This window comes from Paenibacillus sp. NPDC057967 (genome assembly GCF_042887015.1).
Lineage (GTDB): Bacteria > Bacillota > Bacilli > Paenibacillales > Paenibacillaceae > Pristimantibacillus.
The window spans coordinates 15,057-38,034 of the sequence record NZ_JBHVQB010000012.1; the positions used below are offsets into that span (position 1 = coordinate 15,057).

A 22,978-nucleotide genomic window follows, 5' to 3' on the forward strand; every position below is an offset into this window, starting at 1 on the left:
TTTATCCTTGTTTGTATTACATACGCTCTGGCGCGGATACGCCAACCAGGCGGAGCACATTCGCAAGGGCAACGCGAATAGCGCCCAGCAATGCAAGTCTGGCTACCGTCTGCTCTGCGTCTTCGGTAATGACGCGCTCCGCACGATAATAGCTGTGCAATTCCGAAGCCAGCTCATACACATAACGAATCAGGCGATGCGGAGCGTATTGAGCCGCCGCTTCCGCGATTTCTTGCGGCAGTTCCCCGATTTTACGAATCAGGTCCAATTCTGCTTCTGTGTTCAACTTGCCGTAATTCACACTGCCGGCATCCGGAACAGCGATACCCTGCTCTTCCGCTTGTCTGAATATGCTGCAGATTCTGGCATGCGCATATTGCACATAGAAGACCGGATTCTCGTTCGATGTCGAGATCGCCAGATCCATATCGAAGTCCAGATGCGAATCCATGCTTCTCATAGAGAAGAAGTAGCGGATCGCGTCCACGCCAACCTCGTCCATCAGGTCTTCCATAGTCACGGCTTTGCCGGTCCGCTTCGACATCTTCATCTTCTCGCCGTTCTGGAACAGGCTGACCATCTGGGCGATCAATACGGTCAGCTTCTCCGGATCGTTGCCGAGCGCCGCCATGGCAGCCTTCACGCGCGGAATGTAGCCATGATGGTCCGCTCCCCAGATGTTGATCATCCGGTCGTAGCCTCTTGCGAACTTATCGCGATGGTAAGCAATGTCCGGCGTCAGGTAGGTGTACGAACCGTCGTTTTTCACAAGCACGCGGTTTTTGTCGTCGCCGAATGGCATCGTCGACAGCCAGGTTGCGCCTTCTTCCTCGTAGACGTGTCCGGATGCCTTCAGTGCTTCCAGACCTTGCTCGACCTGACCGCTCTCATAGAGCGAAGTCTCGCTGTACCAGACATCGAAGCCAACGCGGAAGCGGCCTAGGTCGCGCTTGATCTTATCCAGCTCCTTCTCCAGTCCGAAGGTACGGAAGTACGAGAAGCGCTCTTTGTCGGACAATTGAAGCAGCTTGTCGCCTTCTTGCTCCGCAAGCCCTTTGGCAAAAACGATAATATCTTCCCCGTAGTAGCCGTCCTCCGGCATCTCCGCCTCTTGGCCGAGCGCTTGACGGTAACGCGCCTCCAGCGACAGCGCCAGATTCTCAACCTGCTTGCCGGCGTCGTTAATATAATATTCCCGTGTAACCTCGTAACCCGCGAAGTCTAGTACATTGCATAGCGAATCGCCAACTGCCGCACCGCGCGCATGGCCCAGATGCAGGCTTCCCGTCGGATTGGCGCTGACGAACTCTACTTGCACGCGCGAGCCTTGACCGGCTGACACACGGCCGTAATCTTCTCCTGCCCTTAGCGCATCCGCAATGATAGGATACAGATAGCTTTTGTCCATACGGAAGTTAATGAAGCCTGGTCCTGCAATCTCTGCCGATTGAATGGAAGCTCCCTTCTGGTCGAGATGCTCGATAATCGCCTCCGCAATCTGACGCGGATTCTTCTTCGCCAGTTTTGTCAGCTGCATTGCTGCATTCGTCGCCAGATCGCCGTGGGTTTTGTCCTTCGGCACTTCAAGAACGAAGACGGGAAGCTCCTCTCTTGCCGCCAGCCCAGCAGCTACCGCCGCATCCGCTATAGCCGATTTCACTTGCTCATACATTTTGTCCAGTACATTCGCACTCATGATTCATGATCCTCCTGTATATGGAGACGGATATGGAACCGTCCCGATAGTTGCTCGCTTACAAATAAATCATACCGCCACTCCAAGATAAACGGCGGCGCAGTCGGCAATAACGCGCCTGGCTGATCTTGCTTTGCCTTCGCTTGCAGCGTCAGCGACTTCGTACGTGTCTCCAGCTCGAATACCGTTACCGCTGAGCGGTACTTGCCAATCCGGCTTTGGCCGGATACGAACAGTTGATCCGACTGCACCGCACCGCTTCGCTTGAGCGACAGCTCACCAGGCGTATACCGAATGAGCGCCCGCGTCGCCTCGTCCTCCGCATAGCGGATGAACAGCGACTTCTCCTTGCGGAACCATTCTCCCTTATAGCGATGCGTCGCTTTCTCTCCGTCCGCCTTGCTTTCCAATATAATGATGGCCTTGCCGCTGTCGTTCATTGCTCCGCTCCCGCTATCGTTCTTTCGTATGTTACTACTATATACAGGAAGCCCTCCAATTTCAACGCCTGAATGCCCGAAAGACTAGCGTTCCACGGCAAAAGGAACGATCACCTGCCACGCATTGATCCGATCCTCCAGACTCCGCATATGCTTGGTCGGAATCGGGCTGGATGAGGGCAGCTTGAGTTTCGCAATATGCTCTAGCGCAGGATGCCCGCCAAAAGCCTTGCGGAAGGTGTCATATGCTTTGCTTCCGTTGAACGCAATCGCCCGAATGCCGGGATATCGCTCCAGCAGTCCGGGAAAATCATTGGGGGTTTCTTCTTTTATATTCGCATCCAGGCTGCCTTCCCGTTCGCAGGAGTGAATGACATCCCATACCGCTAGTCCATGCTCCCGAAGGAACGCTAGCCGGTTCTCGTAGACGGGATCAGGCGGCGGATATCCCTCCTGGACCGGCGTGCTCACTTGGAACAAGCCGTATAAAATTCGCCAAAAATAATTTTGCGGATGTCCGTAGAACTGCCCGTATTCCAGCGACTTCACGCTTGGCGCCGTACCAGCAATAAGCACGCGTGAGCGCTCATCGACAACGGGCGGAAATGAATAGATGACCGACATGAAGTCGCCTCCTTTTATCTCTCCATTATATCCTGCTGTGCGCTGCTCATGCGAAGATAGAAGCATGCTGGGCGATTCAAACCATCTGTCGTGAATAGATCAAATCAATTAGCATTGAATTTATGTTGGCGATGGTTAATTTTCTCAGTTATACTAGATCGAGTATATGTAATGGAAATAAAAAATGATTCACTCCGCTTATTCCTTATTATATTTTTCAATAAACATGTCTATCAGGGATAAATCACAGGATGATTCCATATTAAGCAAGCTGCCCGCAGCTCAGGTGTATAGCAGCGGTTGTTAAGTCCCAGGACTTCAACATACTATTCACATACAGAGGAGATGGCTTCATGAAAAGGTTTTTCACTAAGAAAGTGCTGATCATGACGACGGCGCTTTCGCTAGCAGTTAGCGCAGGCTCGATCGCATATTCCGCTACCACGCTCAAAAAAATTACCGCGTACCAGAACTATGCCATTGGCATTGAAGTTGGCGGCAAAAAAACAGATCTAAGCATGGACGGCAAAAAGCTGTACCCGATCACATTCGAAGGCCGCACCTACGTTCCGGCGCGTATCGTCGCGGACTCGCTCGGCGCCAATGTCCAATGGGACGAGAAACGTCAGACCGTCGTTATTACGCCTGAAGGACAGACACCTCCGAAGATCGATACAGGCTCTTCCAATACGACGCCTCCAAGCGGATCGGCTGCGGCTTCCAGCAACAAAGGTACGATTAAAGACCCCATTAAATTCAATACAGCATTTACATATAAAGAGCTTGTTAACTACAAGCCGGATGAATACGACACCAGCTCCGCTGATTTCACGGTAACCGTCAAGAAGGCTGTATCCATTACACGCGACCAGATCGTTGACTACGGCTTCCAGCGTCCGGAAGAAGACCCAGACCTGGAATACAAGCTGGTCACCCTTCATGTGAAAGTCAAAAATGCGACGATGAAAAGCAGCGGAAAGAGCAGCAGCATCGGCTACATGTACCTCTCCAGCTTCAGGCCTTATATCTGGGGGGCACAAACAGCGGATGGCGCTTACGTCATCGGCGGCACAGACTACGGCTTCGACGGTTCGATGAGCGTGGCGGTCACTGAGGCACTGCCAGACTTCCCGAAGGTGACACCTTCGACCAAAGGCAGCTCATTCGAAGTGACAGGGAACGTCATTCTTCCTGTTATTAAAGGTCAAGAAAATTACCTGGTCATTAACAAAAGCGACTCTACGTTAGAGAACAATGATCGTAAAATCTACTTCAAGCTTCAATAAATAGGGGCATGTGGGTGCAATACCCGCAAGGCTCTAAATAGACCAAAAAGAACGAAGCAGCGACATTACGCTGCTTCGTTCTTTTGGTTAGCCGCATCGCTGCAGCCCTTCGCCTTACTTCACCAAATCCTCAACGAATTTCGGAAGGATGAAAGCCGCTTTGTGCAAGCGGGGCGTGTAATATTTGGTATCCAGCTCCGGAATGGACGACTCGTCCACTTGAAGCGGATCATACTTTTTGCTGCCCATTGTGAATGTCCATAGACCGGACGGGTAAGTAGGAATGTTCGCGCCGTATACGCGTACAATCGGGAATACTTCCTTCACATCGCGGTTTACGCTTTGGATCAGATCGGCTTTGAACCATGGGTTGTCCGTCTGTGCGACGAAGATGCCGTCTTCCTTCAGCGCCTCGTAGATGCCTTGGTAGAAGCCGCGCGTGAACAGGTTCGCCGCCGGGCCTACTGGCTCTGTGGAGTCTACCATGATGACGTCATACGTGTTCTTATGATCATGGATATGCATGAAGCCGTCATTGACAAGCACTTCTACGCGCGGGTTGTCCAGCTCGCCTGCGATTGTCGGCAGGTATTTCTTCGAGTACTCGATCACTTTGCCGTCAATATCGACCAGAACGGCTTTTTTCACCTTCGGATGCTTCATGACTTCACGGATGACGCCGCCGTCGCCGCCGCCTACAACAAGCACGTTCTCAGGGTTAGGATGCGTGAAGAGAACCGGATGTGCCACCATCTCATGGTAGACGAATTCATCCTTGACCGTGGTCATAACCATGCCGTCGAGTACGAGCATTGTGCCGAACTCTTCCGTCTCGATCATATCCAATTGTTGAAATTCCGTTTGTTCATGTACATAGCTTTTAGTTATCTTCGCCGTAATGCCGAAGTTTTCAGTTTGTTTCTCGGTGTACCACAATTCCATGAGATTGATCCCTTCTTTCCGTCAATGTTTCATCCTGTATTATAGTGTTTTAAGCCAAAAAAGCAACCTTTTCACCCGTCCTGCACAAAAAATTCATGAAATCCTCAGTCATCCGCTTACTGACGCATGGTTTGACACTCTTTTCGCCCGATTAAGCCCGAACAAAAGCACGACTGCCGCCAAGGTAAATATAGCGCAAGCCAGGTACACATTTCGGTAGCCGAAAGCATCTGCGATGAGTCCGAACAGCAGAAAGCCCAGCATGTTGCCTACCTTGCTCGAATTGGAATACAGGTTCGTTGCGGTTCCTGGCATCTCCGGCAAAAAATCCTGGAAATAAGTGATTGCGATACCCGACGTGATCGAGATGTATGCCGCGCTCAAAATTTGCACCGAGAAGATATGCCAAGTTGAATTGGCGAAGAACAACAGGCAGAAATAGACAAGAGCCAGTAGCGCACCAAGACGTATAAGCCGATCGCTCTTCATTCTCGTCGCCATATAGCCGAAGCCCAGCATGAACGGAATTTCGAAGATCGGCGGAATGCTGAAGATGATACCGATGTCTTCCTTGCCTCCGCCTAGCACCTTTGTCACGAATTGCGCCATATTCATGGAGCTGAGCGTAGTCGCCGCCGAGATAAACGTAAAGGCGACCAGGTTGATGAAGATGGTCGGCTGGAACACGATTTTTTTGAGCGGAATATTGGCCTGCTCCGACTTCGCTCCGGCGGCATCCTTACGGCGATGCAAGAACAGCAGCGCAACGATCGCTACGACCGCATTACAGGTAGCCGCGACGACGAACAGCCCTGTAAAGCCCATAAATAGAAGGACATAAGAGGCAATGGCAGGACCGACCGTCCAGGACAGGGCAAAGATCGTCCTTAACATGTTCATGTACAGCGGCACCTGCTTGGCGGGCACATCGGACCTTGTCAGCGCTTCTCTTCCGATCGCGAATACTTGGGCGAACGTCGAGGACGCAATCCCGAGGAATACCGAAGAAAAAATAAGCAGCACATAATAGTCGCGCGAATAGGCAAAGCCCAGATAACCAATGATGCCGGCCACCGAGCAGAGTATCAGAATGAACTTACGGTCCGGCACGCGGTCGGACAGCTTCGCGATTCCAGTGCTAAGCACAATACCGCATAACGACGAGACCAGCATGAAAATGCCGAAAGTCGTATTGCTCATTCCCACTTCGTCGATGCCGAACAAGGAATTGAAGGGCAAAACGAAAGCATGGGATATGCCCATAAAAATGTTGATGACCATAATAATCGGGAATCCTTGAATTCCCCATGCTGTCTTGGCATGCTGTTTAGTTGACGCAATAAAGTTACTCATCCTACCATCCCCGTATTTTTCTATATCTATAGGAACAGCCAGCCTTTGTTCACCGTGAGTCAAAAGGCAAGTGACGGCCTACTGCCGTCGGTACGGTGAGGCTGGCCGCAGTATTTCTTTCTCTCCCCTATTCTAAGCTTCATTGCCGATCAGACCGTTATTCTCAACATACTCGCATAAAGCCTGCCAGAGTTCAAGATAATAATGTGTTTATAGCCATTTTGAACCAAACAATTATTCGACATCTATTGATAAATGAATAGCCGATTCCGCATTTTTCCATACTAAAGAATAGATCAGCAACACGCGGAAGGGAGTCGGCAGCATGAACAAATGGATACCCCCGTTCTTCAGACGAAAAAGCAGGGTCAAACGCCGCTTGGCCTTTCCTCATATCTCCGAGCGGTTTCTTCCATATATCCTGAAGCTGCGGAAGTGGCTTCGGCGTTCGGCCATGGCTCTGGCAGTCGTCGCCGTCCTCATGGCGGGACTCTATCTGTATCTGCGCTCGCAGGCGCTGCCCGTCTCGAAGATCAGCCAGACCTCTCAGATGATTGACATACAGGGCCACATCATTGATACCTTCCATGCGGGGGAGAATCGACGCTCCGTCTCCTTGTCCGATATTCATCACTATGTAGTGGATGCAACGCTTGCGATTGAGGACCGGAGATTCTACGATCACTCCGGCTTTGATCTGAAGGGCATGGCCCGCGCCGTCGTCGTGAACGTACAGAGTATGTCGGCGAAGCAAGGAGCCAGTACGCTAACCCAGCAGCTCGCGCGCAATCTCTATCTCAGTCATGAACGAACCTGGCAGCGTAAGCTCAAGGAAGCGATGTATACCGCCCAGCTTGAGATGAATTACAGCAAAGACGATATTCTCGGCATGTACCTGAATCAAATTTATTACGGGCACGGCTCGTATGGGATCGAAGCGGCAGCCATGATGTATTTTGACAAGCATGCCTCCGAGCTGTCGCTGGCCGAAAGCGCCATGCTGGCGGGCATACCGAAGGGCCCCAAATATTATTCTCCCTATTTGAATATGAAGAATGCCAAGGACCGGCAATATATTATCCTTGAAGCCATGAAGGAAGGCGGCTCTATTACGGAAGAGCAGGCTCAGACAGCTTACGCGGAGATACTGAAGTTTCAACCGCTAGGAGCGGACCAGCAGGAGGGCTTCGCTCCGTATTTCCGAGACTACATTCGCTATCTGGCAGTAGAGCAGATTGGCATCGATTCCTCTCTTCTGAATGAAGGCGGCATTACCATCTATACGACGCTTGATCAGGAAGCACAGGCGGCAGCGGAAGAGTCCATTAAGCAGATCATGCCGGCAAGCTCAGAGCAACAAGCAGCGCTGGTCGCCATCGATCCCCGTACTGGCTATATTAAGGCGATGGTCGGCGGCAGGGATTACGCGAAAAACCAATACAACCGCGTGTTCGCCAGTACGCGCCAGCCAGGCTCCGCCTTCAAGCCGTTCCTATACATGTCGGCGCTGCAAAGCGGCTTCATGTCTCCGGTTACGCGCTTCAAGAGCGAACCGACCGTATTCAGCTATGATGAAGGCCGCAAGTCGTATGAACCGCATAATTATGGTGACAAGTATGCGGAGGATTACATCGACATGCGCACCGCCATCAGCGGCTCCGACAATATCTATGCGGTCAATACGATTATGACGGTTGGCGCAGACAAGGTAATTGAGACTGCACGTAAGCTCGGCATTCGCAGCCGTATGCAGCCTGTTCCCTCGCTCGCGCTGGGGACGTTCCCCGCCAGCCCGTTCGAGATGGCCTCTGCGTATGGCATCTTCGCCAATGCGGGGCTTCGAGTAGAGCCGGTCTCCATCCTTCGCATTGAGGACCGGAAGGGTAACGTATTATATGAAGCGAAGCCTGCGGAGGAGCAGGTCATTACGGCTGCAGAAGCCTATGTCATGACGAGCCTGCTCGAGAGTGTCTTCGACGATGGCGGTACGGCGCACCGGGTAGCCGCAACGATCAAACGCCCCATTGCCGGCAAGACAGGCACCACGGCCACAGATGCATGGCTCGTAGGCTATACGCCTGAGCTGGCGGCTGCTGTCTGGGTTGGCTATGACAAGGACCGCAAGCTGACAGTCGCCGAGGCGCACCGGGCAGCGCCGATTTTTGCGCGGTTTATCGAAGGCACGTTATCCGCCGTGCCTCCGAAGTACTTCCGCGTGCCGGAGGGCGTCGTGAATGTTCTCATTGATCCCGTATCCGGCAAGCTTGCGGCAGCGACTTGTCCGAATCGTCGGCTGGAGTCGTTCCTGGCCGGTACGGAGCCGACAGAGGTATGCGGCTCTCCAGTGGATGCTGGCAATGGCGAAGACCATGGAGAGGGCCAAGGCGGCACCAGCAACAGCAAGCCGCAAAAGCAACGCTCGTGGTGGAACGATCTGAAGCGGTGGTGGACGGATTAACGCTAAATGGCAAGACGGCCTGCAGGGTAGCTGCAGGCCGTCTTTTATATGTAGAATATGTTCCAGCGATTAACGTTACTACACAACTCTAATTCCTCATTTCTGCCGACCTCACACATTTAACATTTCCTCTCACCACTAATTCCTCATTCTGTCGACTCCGCAAAATAACCTTACTTCAATGCTCTAATTTGTCCTTTATGCTATTTCCACAAATTCGTTTGTACACGGCTCCAAATCCCCATTATCGCTCCTGACACAAACTTATCCCTGTTGTACTTCAATATTCTCCGCATTGCTCCCTGTTGCTCCACCGTTCATCTTCTCATTCTATTTTTATGTCTATTTTATGTTCAAAAAGTGAATTTTCTTTGAACAAACGACATATTATGTGGTATAGTATGGTTAAGAAAGCACTTTCATTCTCAAATTAGGAGTGTTTGATATGACTACAAAAACGGCAACGATCAGCCAGCTTGGCCCAACGAAATCCGACGTGAAGCGTCTCGTCAATGTGATGACTGCGATGGCTTGGGGTGTTCTCGGCATCGGCTTCCTCTTATGCCTCATTAACTTAAGTCATTTCAGCGATAAAAATATCGGCCTCATGGTCGGAATCGGATTCCTCGTAGGCAGTGTTCACATTTATGTCATTGGTACGGCTATTGGTCTCGTTCATGCGAGATTGAACAGCAACAAGGACACGAACTCTTCCGGATCTTCCGGCAAGGATCATTAATATTCATTATTCCACTTCACAAGCAAGTGGCTTTCCCAAAAGTGGACTCGTTCACTTAAAGGATGTTTTCCTGATCAAACATAGTTACAAAAATCAGTAATGGCGATGCTTAGGGGTTTCTTTCCCGGCATCGCCATTCTATGCTTTCACGGTCCATAGGCGCATATCCGCGTCTGGCCTGTCTCGACAAACATCATCGATTAACTCAACTGAATGGGATCGAGTGCAAATGCCCCCTTCAAGGTTCCCCGGAATTCCTCTTCACGCCGTATTCGGCGGCTGCCATGCCGGCACAAAAAAAGCTATCCCGATAATGGATAGCTTCTCGACATCGTATTTAAACGATATATTCATCCGAAGGAAACAAAGGAGAGCGGACAAACTTCCCTTCCTCCGAACGAGAATACGCGATTCTCTCTTCGATGGGCCGGCCTTCGATAAAATGCTGTTGCACAATCTCCTTCACATCATCCGTCGATACGCCTTGGTACCATACGCCTTCCGGGTATACCACCATACTCCCGGCATCTGCACAGCGACTCAGGCACTTCACTTCTGACAGCTTAATCCTATGCGCCATTCCCGTTTCTTTAAGCTCTTCTCGAAACGCCGCAATCACTTCTGGCGCATTGCCTTTTCTCACACAGCAAATACCGTCGCATATAAAAACATGCTTCTCCAGCGAATCCATCATCCGGTTAGCCAGCTTCCGCTTTTTTAAGCGTTCCTCTGTAGACATAGGCTTGTACGTTTCCTGCTCCGCGCTCATTGCAATCCCTTCTTTCGTTCAAATTTTGCAAAATACTATATCGAATCAACCTGTCCGCTGTTCTTCTCAGCAATTCCAATCGGCTCTACGATCAACTGTCCTTGATGCCCCGACTTCAGCTCCGCCTCGACACCGAACACTTCATTCAGCATATCCTTTGTAATGACATGGGATGGCTCGCCTGCAGAGTGAAGACGGCCGTTATGAACGACGATGATCTCGTCAGAATATTTTGCGGCCTGGTTAATATCATGCAAGATCATGACGACCGTCAGCCCGTGCTCTCGATTCAGTTGCTTCACTAACTCCAACATTTCAAGTTGATGGCAAATATCCAGAAAAGTTGTCGGCTCATCCAGCAGAAGCAGCTTCGAGCTTTGTGCCAACGCCATGGCAAGCCATGCTCGCTGCCCTTCGCCGCCGGATAAATCCTGCAATTTCTTGTCCTGCATGAAAGTGAGTCGGGTCTGCTTAAGAGCCCAGTCTACCTTCTCATTATCCGCTGAGGCATCCGCACTCCAGAACTTGCGGTGAGGGAATCGGCCATGCTCTACCAGTTCCCTAATGCTCAAATCGCCAGGCGCCTGAGGCTTCTGATGCAGCAAAGCCATCCTTTTTGCTACCTCAAGAGCCTTCATGGAGAATACATTTTCCCCCTCCAGCTCTATCGTTCCGCTGCTGGGCTTCAGGTTTCTCGAAAGTGCTTTTATCAATGTGCTTTTGCCTGAGCCGTTCGGTCCCAAAATGGTGTATATTTTCCCTTGCTCAATAGAAAGAGACATCTGGTGTATGATCGTTCGATTGCCGTATTTCAGATGTATATTAAGTGCCTGCAATGCCAGCATAGCTAACCTCCCCTCTTAAGCAGATATAAGAAGAATGGGGCACCTATCGCAGCCATCACAATGCCTACCGGAAGTTCTACTGGTGCAAAAATCGTTCTTGCCATCATATCACTCAGCGTCACCACTCCCGCTCCCAATAAAGCAGATGCTGGAATAAGCAATCGGTAGTTGTTGCCGATCATCAGCCTTGCAGCATGAGGGACAACTAAACCAACGAAGCCAAGCAAGCCTACAATGCTGACAGCGCTTGCCGCAAGCAGAGAAGCTAAAGCCGTCAAAAGCAGCCGATTTCCTTCAACATTTAATCCAAGCGATCTGGCATTGTTGTCACTCAAGAGCAGCAAGTTGAGCCGATTCGTACTCATCAAAGCGAGAATCAGTCCTATGAGCGTATACGGAGCAATAATCTTGAGCTGAGGCCAGCTGCTTGTGCCCAGTCCGCCTACGATAAATTGCATAGCGCCATGCACCCGGTCAGAATAGAACACCAGCAGGCCGGATACACCCGCGCCAAGCATTGATGCAACAGCCACCCCTGCCAATATGATTCGGGTAGTTTGAATTCCATTCTTCCACGACAAAGCATACACGAGAATAGCTGCCAGCATGGCGCCGACGAAGGCACCTGGCGTCAACAGCCATTGCGACTGCGGAAACAAAATCAAAATAGTGATGGCGACAAATCCTGCTCCCGCATTCACCCCGATAATTTGCGGATCAGCGAGCGGATTCTTCATAATTCCTTGTAGAATAGCTCCAGCAAGCGCAAGGTTAATCCCCACTGCCGCGCCAACAAGCGCTCGCGGGAGACGAATATTCATTAGAATGCTATAATGCTCGGTCTGTTCGCCAAGAAACAGGATTCTCGCCATCTCCGCCAGTGGGATAGATACAGCCCCTCTAGCCACGCCTATCGATAGGCTGGCCAGGGAGAATAGTGCAAAAGCCACCAGAATCAAGATACTGTGCGGCTTCAAGCCCCATATTATTTTGAATCCGGCTTCCTGTTGAGGGAATTTATTCCGCATATCCGTATACTTCCGGGTATACGACCTTGCCGATATACTCTACTGCATCCGCATAGTCTACGCCGGGGTTAGTGAGGAAATATTGTTGGGGAAGGAAGCGAACTTGCCCTTCATTTACAGCCCGAAGCGAACTCCAAGCCGGATGACTCTCCATATCCTGTTTCATGCGCGGTTCAATATCCTCTTTGCTGCCTCGGGTAGAGATGAGTATGAGATCGGGGTCAAATTCCATTATTTTCTCAAGGCTAAAAGGTGTCTTGTCCGGACGTCCCTCCATCGCAACCAAGTTAGCCCCAAGGTTATCGACACCCAGCAGCTTGGCAGCTCCTCCCGCAATGGAGTTATCGCGTTCCAGAGTCACTTCTCTTGTCGAGACTTGAATAATGACCACCCTCGGACTATTAGCCGGTACCTTGCTTTGAAGATGGGTGATCTTCTGTTCCATTTCTTTCAGCACAGCTTCGCTCTTGCTGTCGTCATCCGACAGCTTGCTAAAAAATTGAAGCTTGGATTTCACATCCTCATAAGTTGTCATATTAAGAACAACTATCGGAATGTTGTTCGCTTCAAGCTGTTCAACCATGGAATCATGAAGCCTGACTCCGCCAATGACCAAATCCGGCTTAAGGCTTACGACCTTCTCCAAGTTCACTTGGGCGTTAAATCCGACTTCCGTTGCATCCTCAGCTCCAGCGGGAATGTCACCCAGGAAGCTCTGGAATGACACACGACCCACCGCTTGCCCCCCTGTCTCATACAGCATTGAAGTAAATGTTGGAGTCAAGGTCACAATTCGCTCCGGCTTGCTCTTCAAGACCACTTCTCTGCCCAGGTCGTCCGTTATTCTCAAATATTCTAATGAAGCATTCTCATTATCAACTACGCCGGCCGTTTCGTAAGCGTTTTCAGGCAAAACCTTACTGCTTTCAACAACTTGGTTATCATTACTAGTACATGCCGTAGCAACGGATAACATAAGACTAACGGACATCATCGATATTACAATTTTTCTCATTTCTGATTCAATCCTCTCAAAATTTCTATCTAATAAGTAATATAACTTATCAAAATCCCATCTACATGACTCAATAGAGCCATATAAGGGTTAATATTTTGAAGAAAGTAAAATAAAGCCTTCACAAGACGATAACTTCGACAGGAGAGTTGCTCTTGCTCTGGATGAACGAATATGACAACACCAAAAAGTCAAACCAACCCACTAATAGCAGAAAGCTGGTTCGACTTTATTGTTAAGGCACTCCTCAAAGGAATAGTTTGGCTTCTCCATTCAATGGCTTTCATGATCGAGACGTTACCTTGTCCGAATTCGCCCGAAAATCCCCTATAAACGCATGGGGATAGACCACGTAATTTTCCTAGAAATGCCTGTTTACTGGGCTATTTTCAACCATATGTCTAACTCGTGAATAATATATGGCGGAAAAAAGTCGAATTGTTTACGTAATTGTTAACCCTACAGTCACAGCGTTTCGAATCTGCTATGTTAGTCGTAAGCTATTTTTAAGAGTTTGCGGACTGAGCAAGACGACTGTGACTATTCCAGCATGTGCTCTGGTTCACAAACCTTAACGCATGCTTTCAAAGCCAAAGCGTATATGCTGCACACGCCTAGGCATAAGCTTTGCTTCACAAACCTATGCGGATGCTTCCGTAGCTAGGTTTGTTCACAAGCCAATTGCTTGGCTTTATGCTTCACAAACCTAAGCGGATGCTTCCGTAGCTAGGTTTGTTCACAAGCCAATTGCTTGGCTTTATGCTTCACAAACCTAAGCGGACGCTTTCGAAGCTAGGTTTGTTCACAAGCCAATTGCTTGGCTTTATGCTTCACAAACCTTTAAGGAGTTGGAACCAAGATGAGACGTAATTATCGAATGCTGGCAGTAGGGCTCTTCCTTGCGATGGTCTTCCTGCTCTCAGGCTGCAGCGAGCAGTACATCGTGCTCGATCCGAAAGGGCCGATCGGGCAATCTCAGAAGGACTTGATTATCATATCAACCGTTCTGTGCGCAGTCATCATTATCCCAGTGCTTATCATGACGGCTATAATCGTATGGCGCTACCGCGACCGCCCAGGCAGCAAAGCGAAATACAAGCCGAACTGGGAACACAATACGAAGCTGGAAGTGACATGGTGGAGCATTCCGATCGTGGTCATCATTATCCTTGCGGCCGTAACCATTAACTATACTTACAAGTTGGAGCCGTCCCGCGCGATCGAATCTGAGAAGGCGCCGATTACAATACAAGTAACCTCAATGGATTGGAAGTGGCTGTTCAAATATCCGGATGAGGATATCGCGACAGTCAACTATGTGAAGTTCCCAGAAGACAGGCCTGTCCGCTTCCAGCTGACATCCGATACGGCGATGAATTCCTTCTGGATTCCGCAGCTTGGCGGCCAGCTCTACTCCATGTCCGGCATGGCGATGACGTTGTACCTGCAAGCTGACGAGCAAGGAAGCTACTACGGCTCGGGCGCTAACTTCAACGGCAAGGATTTTGCCCAAATGACCTTCAAAGCCGATGCTGTATCGCAAGAGGAGTACGATGCATGGATTCAAGAAGTGAAGAAAGACGCTCCTGCCCTGACTCTGGATGGCTATAAGGAATTACAGAAGCCAGGCCGCTCTGATGTGCAGCAGTTCTCTAGCTTCCCTGAAGGACTGTTCGAGCAAATCGTAACGCAATATGTCGAAGAAGGCAGCAGCGGCGCGCACTCGCATCATGGCGTCAGCTCGGACGCTTCGAAGACTGAAGCAAGCAGCAAGAACAACGATAGCGAGACCGAAACGGCCGACGCATCAGCTCAACACAACGGACATGCGGGCCATTAACGTACCGTTATCGAAAGGAGAACTAGCTCATGTGGGATAAGATCAAAGATTTTTCATCCGAGTTTTTCGTGACGGGCGATCCCCTCATTCTCGGAGCCCAGGTATCGATTGCAATTACCATGGTAGCCATCGTATTCATCCTCACGTATTTCAAGAAATGGCGCTGGCTATGGACGGAGTGGCTAACCTCTGTCGATCATAAAAAAATCGGCATTATGTATATCATCGCATCTATTCTGATGTTGTTCCGCGGCGGGGTTGATGCCCTGCTCATGCGGATGCAGCTGGCTGTCCCGCAGGTGGAATTCCTGAATGCGGAGCACTATAACGCGATATTCACGACGCATGGCGTTATCATGATTCTGTTCATGGCCATGCCGCTTATGTTCGGTTTGTTCAACATTGTCGTTCCGCTCCAGATCGGCGCGCGCGACGTGGCATTCCCGTTCCTGAACTCCTTAAGCTTCTGGATGTTCTTCTTCGGGGCTATGCTGTTCAACATGTCATTCGTTATCGGCGGCTCGCCGGATGCGGGCTGGCTCGCCTATCCGCCGCTGTCAGGGCTGTCAGGCAGTCCGGGCGTCGGGCAGGACTTCTATATATGGGGCATACAAATATCAGGTATAGGCTCATTAGCAACCGGTATTAACTTTATCGTTACGATCCTGAAGATGCGCGCTCCAGGTATGAAGCTGATGAAAATGCCAATGTTCACCTGGTCCGTACTGTCTTCCTGTACGACAATTATTTTCGCATTCCCGATTCTGACGGTAACTCTGTTCCTGCTGTTCATTGACCGTTACCTGGGTGCGCACTTCTTCACCCTCGACGGCGGCGGGAACCCGATGATGTATATTAACCTCATCTGGATGTGGGGTCACCCGGAAGTGTATATCGTTATTTTGCCGGCATTCGGTATCTTCTCCGAAATCGTCTCGGCATTCTCGAAGAAAAAGCTGTTCGGTTACAAATCGATGGTATTCGCACTAATGTCCATCAGCTTCTTCTCCTTCTTTACTTGGGCGCATCACTTCTTCACGATGGGCTCCGGCGCGAATGTCAATGCATTTTTCGCCGTCACAACCATGTTGATCGCGATACCGACCGGTGTCAAAGTGTTCAACTGGCTGTTCACGATGTATCGAGGCAAGCTAAGTTTCCCGACACCGATGATGTGGACGATCGCCTTTATCCCATGTTTCGTCATTGGGGGGATGACCGGGGTGCTTCTATCGGTAGCGCCTGCGGACTTCCAGTTCCACAACAGTTATTTCTTGATCGCTCACTTCCACCAAGTGCTCATCGGCGGCGTCGTATTCGGTTACTTCGCAGGCCTGTACTACTGGTGGCCAAAAATGTTCGGCTTCAAGCTTCATGAAGGCCTGGGCAAATGGGCATTCTGGTTCTGGAATATTGGCTTCTATGTTTGTTTCATGCCGCAATATGCGCTTGGCCTGATGGGTATGACTCGCCGCTTCAACGAATACAACTTTGATATGGGCTGGCAGCCGCTCAACATCGTTTCGACGGTAGGCGGATTCCTGATGGGTATCGCGTTCTTGTTCCAAGTATGGCAAATTGCGCATAGCATCAAGTTCTACAAGAAAGAGAAAACCGGAGATACTTGGGATGGCCGTACACTGGAATGGTCGATTCCATCGCCTGCTCCAATGTACAACTTCGCTCGTACTCCTGTCGTTACAGAACAAGACGACTGGTGGGAGAAGAAGCAGCGCCGCCTAAGAGGCGAAGCCGATCCTCCAGAGGTTGTGCAAGCAGAGCAAGCTCCGCTCGAACCGATTCATATGCCGCGCAACTCCGGCATACCGTTCGTCATGTCTGCTTTCTGGTTCACTGCCGGCTTTGGCTTTGTCTGGGATTGGAAATGGATGATTGTACTTGGACTCGGCGGCGTCATCGTAAGTATGCTGGTTCGATCCTTTACCTATAATACGGATTACTATATCCCGGTCGAAGAAGTTGAGCGGACCGAAGCCGCTGCAAGGGGGGCTCACTAATGGCAGAAGCAATAAAAAACAAGGGGCACCTCGCCCATGCCGGCCACGGAAGCCACGGCGGCGACCACGGTCACGGTCATGACCATCATGACCAGGAAGAGATGAAGACATTTGGCTTCTGGCTCTTCCTCATTACTGACGTTATTCTATTCGGCACACTATTCGCCACTTATGTCGTCCTGCGGAACAACTTCGCAGGCGGCCCGCTTGGCAGCGAGCTGATCGAGATGCCGGGCATCATCGCATCGACGTTCATCTTGCTAACAAGCAGCTTCACCAGCGGCATCGCGCTGCTGGAGATGAACAAAGGCAACAAAAAAGGGTTGATCACTTGGCTGATCATTACCGCATTGCTTGGCGCGTCCTTTATCTATCTGGAAGTAAACGAATTTATCCACCTCGTGCATGAAGGCGCGAATATCGGTACAAGCGCATATTGGTCCGCATTCTTCACCCTGGTTGGCACGCACGGTCTTCACGTAACGGTCGGCCTCGTATGGATGACGGCACTCATTATTCAGATCAGACGGCGCGGCATTACGCCAGTCACGAAGCGCAAGGTCAATATCGTCAGCTTGTACTGGCATTTCCTTGACGTCGTATGGATCTTTGTCTTCACAATCGTGTATCTGATGGGGGTGATGTAGGATGGCGAACCATAACGCTCACACAGGGCATGGCGATCACGGCGGCCATGAAGGCGGCCACGGCTCCATGAAGTCGTATGTCATCGGCTTCCTGCTCTCGATCGTGCTGACGATCATCCCGCTCGTCGCCGTCATGAACGGCATGTTCAGCAAGCAAGCGACGACGGTGCTAATCCTCGTCATGGCGATTCTGCAATTCGCAGTCCAGCTCTTGTTCTTCATGCATATCCGTGACGAGAAGAAACCTCGTTACAACCTGATCTCCCTGATCTTCGGCCTGGTCATCATGCTGACGATCGTGGCAGGTTCGATCTGGATCATGACGTACAATGCGGTAGCAACCTAGACATCATGTCATTCTATAGAAAGAGGCAGCTGATCATTCCGATCAGCTGCCTCTTTTTTCGTATGTTCGCCTAACGTACGATAATGAATTGATCCAGGTTCAATCGTTTTCCTGATGTGCCGCCGGCTACGATTTTAAACCTGACGCTGCCGCTCTCGTTCACGCTCACGGTCTGCTCCGCAAGTGCCGAGCTACTTACATATGGTCCTCCCGCATCCGTCCAAGTGACGCCGCCATTGACGGATTTTTGCAGCTTCCATGTCGCCCCGGTGTCCGAGCCGAAATTGGCATGCTGTACCTTCACGCTCTTTACGCCGCCCGCTATGTCGAAGTTCATGGCGATTGATCCCGCTGCGCGCAGCCTCGCCGACTTGGCTCCTGCCTTCCTGTCCGTTGTCAGGTCGCCAATCAGCGCATTGTCGAACGTCCAGCTTCCGCTGTCCAGCGTAATCGTGCCTGCCGCATAAGCTCCCTTGACACCATTCTCGAATGTCTCCAGCAGCACCTCGGCAGGCAGCGGCACAATCTGGAATTGATCGAAATTCAGCCGTTTGCCCGAGACGCCGCTGACGACGATCTTGAAGCGGACGCTGCCGCTTTCATTAACGGCAATCGTTTGCTCCGCAAGCGAAGAACCGCTGGCGTATGGTCCGCCGATATCGCTCCATGTTGCTCCGCCGTTAAGCGATTTTTGCAGCTTCCACGTTGCCCCGCTATCCGATCCGAAATGCGCGTGCTGTACCTTGACGCTCTGGACGCCAGTCACGTCAGCATTCATGTAGATGGAGCCCTCCGCACGAACGCGAGCCGCCTTGCTTCCAACCTTCTTGTCTGTTGTCATATCGCCGATAAGAGCGTTGTCGAACGTCCAGAAGCCGCTGTCCAGCGTGACCGTCCCCGTCGTGTATGCTCCCTTCACTCCGCTTTCGAACGTTTCAACGCCGTCGTCAGAGGGATTGGGAGGATCAACGTCCGAGAATCCGTACGACCCCGACTTGAATGTAGACGGGTCCCACCACTTATAGCCTGCTGCGGGCGGTGACCACGGCTCGAATTGCGGCTCTGTCGAGGTTTGCGGATTCTCCATGGGAAGCAGTACCGTGGCGCTGTCCAGCGTAATGCCAGACACCTGTGTCAAATCCGTATAGCTCTCCGGCGTAGCCAGCCAGTTGATGATATTGGTCAGCAACAAGGCATTATCCATTTCATACCACCCGTCATAGGTGGTCTTTGTCCCGCCAGTCTCTTCACGCTTATATTTAGGCGTAATATCCTCTACTGGAGACGAATCTCCGATAAGCGCTACTTTGCCAAGCCCCTTCTTGGCGATTGCCGCATACGGGCCTTCTGCGATTCCTCCGCCATTATAGACGCCTTGATCGACGGCGTTCGGCCAAGCTGCGCTGGTCGTCTGCATATAGACGATGCCCTTGGCCTTCTGGGGATCGGTAATCGCAATAGTGGAGCCCGCATGCATCGTCACCGTACCTACTCCTGCCGTAATGCCAAAGGCTTGCGCCGGGGGTACGATGGTGCCGGAATTCACGTTGCCTAGCGCATTATACCGGATGCGCATGCCGAATTCATCCGACAGCCAATCCGCGCTCGCAACATCCTGCATCGCTGCAGAAGCGGCCTCCTCCGCACTCATGCCTGCCTTCGGATTGGCCCAGGCTCCCCGGCGGTATCCGTTGAAAACTTCAGAGGAATCCCACCGATTCTTATTGCGGTCTGCATTATAATGATCCGCTATGAAGAAGATGCTGCCGCCATCCTCTACATAGTCGGCTAACACTTGCTGTTCACTTGTCTTGAATGGAATATTGGCTTCCGGGATAACGAATACATCATACCCTGTCAGGTCGCTCTCCGTTAACGGGCTGGACTTGCGATGTTCTTTAACGTAGTAGCCTTCAGCGGCCAGCGCTGAACCAAATGCGGAGAAAGCGCCGTCTATGACCCAGTCCGCCGCTCCCGCTGTCTGTCCATGCGAATTATCAAACAAGACGGACTTTCCGTTAGGCGTGCCAACCGGTATAAGCACGGGGGCGGGATCGGACGGCCCCTCAGCACCAGCTTGTCCGATTGGCCATACGCCGATGATCAATACCGCTGACAACAATAAGGAGACGATTCTTTGATACCCATTCATTTTACGATTTCCCTCCATTCCATAATATGACCCATTCTGCAAGCTGTCTTGCCAGAACTGCCTGAACTTGTCCCTCTTCATCACCTCCATCAACTTGAATACGCCCCCATTCTATCAAAACAGCATCAGTTGGCGAGATAAGCTTTTGTAAATGATTGGATTTTTCGAGCCGTATATTTTGAACCGTATATTCTGATCCGGTTTTGTGGCAATTTGAAATGGGGAGAAGTGCAAGTGCAACAGTGTACAGCATGACAAGTAACAATTGCTTCATAACCAATCTTTCCCTACCTTCCCTGTCTTTGTTGCCTCATAATTTGAGCTATATAAAGGGAAAGATGGTGAATCGATGTCATTTTGCATACGTGAACTACAGCTTCCTCATGATTACAAGCAACTGGCCGTGCTGCTGAGCGGCTATTGGTCAGAGCCAACCTCCGCAGAGCGTCTGGAAGAGGATGACCGCAAGCTGTATGAAGTGGGGGCAACCTGGAAGGATGAGAATGGCCTATTGGCTGGCTATGATCGTACGCGCCGCGTAGCGGTGAATGCCAACGACGATATTATAGGCTATGTATGGGCATGGCGGGCGCCCTGGACGGAGCCCGGTTATATCTACATAACGCTGGTAGTTGCACCAGAATCGCGCGAGCAAGGAATCGGGGACGCTTTGCTGCGCCATGCTTACGATTGGGCGGAGCAGCTTGGAGCATCTGCCTTGATGTCAGAAGTGTGGGATGACCATCCGCAAGCCTTGACCTTTGCCAAGCAAAGAAGCTTTCAGATCGAGAGGCATGCTTACCAGTCGGTTCTTCAACTGAAGGATACGTCATTGGAGCTGATGGAAGTGGAGCCGGAGGCGATTCTGGCATGCAACGGTCTGAGGCTTCTGACTTTGGCGGAGGAACCGGGAGAAGAGAGCGAACGCAAGCTCTATGAGCTGGGATGCGCGACGCTGAGGGATGTACCAAGCTTTCTTGGAGATGTGCCTGACTTTATCGAGTGGAAAAAGTGGAATCTGCAGGTAGACGGCTTTACGCCTGAGCTGGTCCTGATCGCCGCTGACGGCGACCGGTTCGTCGGCATGACCAATGTGCTTTATAATACCACTACAAACGGGCTTTACCACGAATTCACAGGGGTAGACCGGGCATATCGCGGCAAGAAGGTGGCCCTTGCCCTTAAGCTGGAGACGATCCGGGCCGGCAAGCGCCGCGGGGCAGATTACGTCCGCACAGACAATGACTCCATGAACGCGCCGATCCTCACCATTAACCGCAAACTCGGGTATGTCCCGCTTCGAGGCAATTATCGCATTGTTTCCTCCATGGAGAAGGTGAAGGAAGCATTGACCGCAGGCAAATCTCGACCATCCTAAATTTCATGGCTTGTACGGTCACAAATCGTTGCGGATTGCTGTGATTGGAATCACAAACCGTTCATCAATCCTCCCCTATACTGAGATTATGCAGGCAGACGATACGGCGTTCAAGATAGCAAGCCACCTTGGCGTAACGTCTGATAATCAAAGTGTAGAGGGAGGATGTTTTATGTTAAGCGAACAAACGATTGGAATCATTAAATCTACGGTGCCGGTGCTCGAGGTCCATGGGGTTGCCATTACCAAGCGCTTCTACGGGCTTATGTTCGAAGCTCATCCCGAGCTGCTGAATATATTCAATCATGCCAATCAAAAGCAAGGCAGACAGCAGACCGCCCTCGCCAATACGGTATATGCGGCGGCTGTGCATATCGACAACCTGGCGGCCATCATTCCGGCCGTGAAGCAAATCGCCCATAAGCATCGCAGTCTCGGTGTAAAGCCGGAGCATTACCCCATTGTCGGGAAATTCTTGTTAACCGCGATTAAAGATGTGCTTGGAGATGCCGCAACAGATGAAATTCTGGGCGCATGGGGGGAAGCTTACGGAGTCATAGCCGATGCCTTCATCGGAGTCGAAGCCCAGATGTATGAGCAGTCCCACAGCCAGGCAGGCGGCTGGGAGGACTTCCGGCCGTTCCGTGTGGAGCGTAAGGTGCAGGAGAGCTCCATCATCACCTCGTTCTACCTCGTACCGGAGGACGGCCGCGATATCGCCGCTTTCCAGCCTGGACAATATGTGAGCGTCAAGCTCGATATTCCCGGTGAGAGCCACACGCATATCCGTCAATACAGTTTGTCGGATGCTCCGGGCAAGCCGTATTACCGCATCTCCGTGAAACGCGAAGGTGAACGCGACCAGCGTCCCGCAGGCATGATATCCACCTATCTGCATGAAAGGGTATCGGAGGGGGATACCTTGCATCTCTCGGCTCCTGCCGGTGATTTCGTGCTCGATACGGCAGATGAGCGTCCTGTTGTCCTTCTTAGCGGCGGAGTAGGCCTTACGCCGATGGTCAGCATGCTGAACACGCTCGCCGATCAATATCCGGAGCGTTCTGTTACCTTTATCCATGCCGCGCAAGACGGGCGGATGCATGCGCTAAGACAGCAGGTTGAAGACATTGCACAAAGCAACGCCAAGGTATCCGTGCAATATTGTTATGAGCGTCCTACCGATAGAGACCGCGAAGCGCAAGCCTATCATAAAGAAGGGCGCATTGATCTCGCTTGGCTCCAATCGGTACTCGCGGATCACCCTGCAGCCTATTACTTATGCGGACCTGTACCGTTCATGCAGAGCGTCAAAGCTTCCTTGATCAAGTGGGGTGTGCCGAATGAGGATATTCACTACGAGTTCTTCGGCCCGAAAGCCGATATTGAAGCAGCTGGAGCTTAG

20 protein-coding genes are annotated in these 22,978 nt (G+C 51.2%); 9 read left to right on the forward strand and 11 right to left on the reverse strand.

The window, feature by feature from the left end:
- Positions 1–16 precede the first annotated feature (16 nt).
- The 3 genes from argS to ACFVSO_RS25645 all read right to left on the reverse strand — a co-directional run bounded on the left by argS (position 17) and on the right by ACFVSO_RS25645 (position 2,760).
- Positions 17–1,696 (reverse strand): arginine--tRNA ligase, encoded by a 1,680-nt coding sequence (gene argS / locus ACFVSO_RS25635; protein ID WP_387479472.1) that lies wholly within the window; start codon positions 1,694–1,696, stop codon positions 17–19.
- Positions 1,693–2,136 (reverse strand): YwiB family protein, encoded by a 444-nt coding sequence (locus tag ACFVSO_RS25640; RefSeq protein ID WP_387479474.1) that lies wholly within the window; start codon positions 2,134–2,136, stop codon positions 1,693–1,695. The genes argS and ACFVSO_RS25640 overlap by 4 nt, the downstream gene beginning before the upstream one ends.
- Positions 2,137–2,220: 84 nt before the next feature.
- Entirely contained in the window at positions 2,221–2,760 is a 540-nt protein-coding gene (locus ACFVSO_RS25645) for a DNA-deoxyinosine glycosylase (protein ID WP_387479476.1), read from the reverse strand.
- A gap of 353 nt (positions 2,761–3,113) precedes the next feature.
- Between ACFVSO_RS25645 and ACFVSO_RS25650 the strand changes: the two genes are divergently transcribed.
- Entirely contained in the window at positions 3,114–4,046 is a 933-nt protein-coding gene (locus ACFVSO_RS25650) for a stalk domain-containing protein (RefSeq protein ID WP_387479479.1), read from the forward strand.
- 114 nt (positions 4,047–4,160) lie between these two features.
- On the opposite strand, the gene speE is transcribed toward ACFVSO_RS25650, so the two are convergent.
- On the reverse strand, positions 4,161–4,988 hold the full coding sequence (gene speE / locus ACFVSO_RS25655) for a polyamine aminopropyltransferase (protein WP_387479481.1): 828 nt from the start codon (positions 4,986–4,988) through the stop codon (positions 4,161–4,163).
- 108 nt (positions 4,989–5,096) lie between these two features.
- Positions 5,097–6,341: a sugar efflux transporter gene (locus ACFVSO_RS25660; protein ID WP_387479483.1), complete on the reverse strand. Its 1,245-nt coding sequence runs from the start codon at positions 6,339–6,341 to the stop codon at positions 5,097–5,099.
- A gap of 325 nt (positions 6,342–6,666) precedes the next feature.
- Between ACFVSO_RS25660 and ACFVSO_RS25665 the strand changes: the two genes are divergently transcribed.
- Entirely contained in the window at positions 6,667–8,799 is a 2,133-nt protein-coding gene (locus tag ACFVSO_RS25665; RefSeq protein WP_387479485.1) for a transglycosylase domain-containing protein, read from the forward strand.
- Positions 8,800–9,244: 445 nt separating this feature from the next.
- Entirely contained in the window at positions 9,245–9,538 is a 294-nt protein-coding gene (locus ACFVSO_RS25670) for a hypothetical protein (RefSeq protein ID WP_387479487.1), read from the forward strand.
- 337 nt (positions 9,539–9,875) lie between these two features.
- Here the strand turns inward: ACFVSO_RS25670 and ACFVSO_RS25675 are convergent, their stop codons facing one another.
- The 4 genes from ACFVSO_RS25675 to ACFVSO_RS25690 are packed head-to-tail and all read right to left on the reverse strand — an operon-like array spanning position 9,876 to position 13,195.
- A complete protein-coding gene (locus ACFVSO_RS25675; protein ID WP_387479489.1) occupies positions 9,876–10,307 on the reverse strand; it encodes a (2Fe-2S) ferredoxin domain-containing protein in 432 nt (143 codons plus the stop codon).
- 35 nt (positions 10,308–10,342) lie between these two features.
- Positions 10,343–11,152 (reverse strand): ABC transporter ATP-binding protein, encoded by an 810-nt coding sequence (locus ACFVSO_RS25680; RefSeq protein ID WP_387479491.1) that lies wholly within the window; start codon positions 11,150–11,152, stop codon positions 10,343–10,345.
- 2 nt (positions 11,153–11,154) lie between these two features.
- Positions 11,155–12,180 carry a FecCD family ABC transporter permease gene (locus ACFVSO_RS25685; RefSeq protein ID WP_387479493.1) on the reverse strand — a complete coding sequence of 342 codons (1,026 nt, stop codon included), beginning with the start codon at positions 12,178–12,180 and terminating at the stop codon, positions 11,155–11,157.
- Complete coding sequence (locus ACFVSO_RS25690) at positions 12,170–13,195, reverse strand: ABC transporter substrate-binding protein (protein WP_387479495.1); 1,026 nt, start codon at positions 13,193–13,195, stop codon at positions 12,170–12,172. The genes ACFVSO_RS25685 and ACFVSO_RS25690 overlap by 11 nt, the downstream gene beginning before the upstream one ends.
- A gap of 859 nt (positions 13,196–14,054) precedes the next feature.
- Between ACFVSO_RS25690 and cyoA the strand changes: the two genes are divergently transcribed.
- Genes cyoA through cyoD form a run of 4 tightly spaced genes read left to right on the forward strand, consistent with a single transcriptional unit; the run spans position 14,055 to position 18,046 of the window.
- Positions 14,055–15,035, forward strand: a complete 981-nt coding sequence (gene cyoA / locus ACFVSO_RS25695) for a ubiquinol oxidase subunit II (protein WP_387479497.1) — start codon at positions 14,055–14,057, stop codon at positions 15,033–15,035.
- A 29-nt stretch (positions 15,036–15,064) separates the two neighbouring features.
- Positions 15,065–17,053 (forward strand): cbb3-type cytochrome c oxidase subunit I, encoded by a 1,989-nt coding sequence (locus ACFVSO_RS25700; protein WP_387479499.1) that lies wholly within the window; start codon positions 15,065–15,067, stop codon positions 17,051–17,053.
- Positions 17,053–17,700 (forward strand): cytochrome aa3 quinol oxidase subunit III, encoded by a 648-nt coding sequence (gene qoxC / locus ACFVSO_RS25705; RefSeq protein WP_119801681.1) that lies wholly within the window; start codon positions 17,053–17,055, stop codon positions 17,698–17,700. The genes ACFVSO_RS25700 and qoxC overlap by 1 nt, the downstream gene beginning before the upstream one ends.
- Position 17,701: 1 nt before the next feature.
- Positions 17,702–18,046, forward strand: coding sequence for a cytochrome o ubiquinol oxidase subunit IV (gene cyoD / locus ACFVSO_RS25710; protein ID WP_387479502.1), 345 nt, complete (start codon positions 17,702–17,704; stop codon positions 18,044–18,046).
- A 70-nt stretch (positions 18,047–18,116) separates the two neighbouring features.
- Here cyoD and ACFVSO_RS25715 read toward each other — a convergent pair whose 3' ends face one another.
- A complete protein-coding gene (locus tag ACFVSO_RS25715; RefSeq protein ID WP_387479504.1) occupies positions 18,117–20,198 on the reverse strand; it encodes an Ig domain protein group 2 domain protein in 2,082 nt (693 codons plus the stop codon).
- A 1-nt stretch (position 20,199) separates the two neighbouring features.
- Positions 20,200–20,472, reverse strand: coding sequence for a hypothetical protein (locus tag ACFVSO_RS25720; RefSeq protein ID WP_387479506.1), 273 nt, complete (start codon positions 20,470–20,472; stop codon positions 20,200–20,202).
- Positions 20,473–20,547: 75 nt separating this feature from the next.
- Here ACFVSO_RS25720 and ACFVSO_RS25725 point away from each other — a divergent pair, with 75 nt between their 5' ends.
- Together ACFVSO_RS25725 and hmpA are read left to right on the forward strand one after the other, a co-directional pair.
- Complete coding sequence (locus tag ACFVSO_RS25725; protein WP_387479508.1) at positions 20,548–21,576, forward strand: GNAT family N-acetyltransferase; 1,029 nt, start codon at positions 20,548–20,550, stop codon at positions 21,574–21,576.
- A 172-nt stretch (positions 21,577–21,748) separates the two neighbouring features.
- Complete coding sequence (hmpA, locus tag ACFVSO_RS25730; protein WP_387479510.1) at positions 21,749–22,978, forward strand: NO-inducible flavohemoprotein; 1,230 nt, start codon at positions 21,749–21,751, stop codon at positions 22,976–22,978.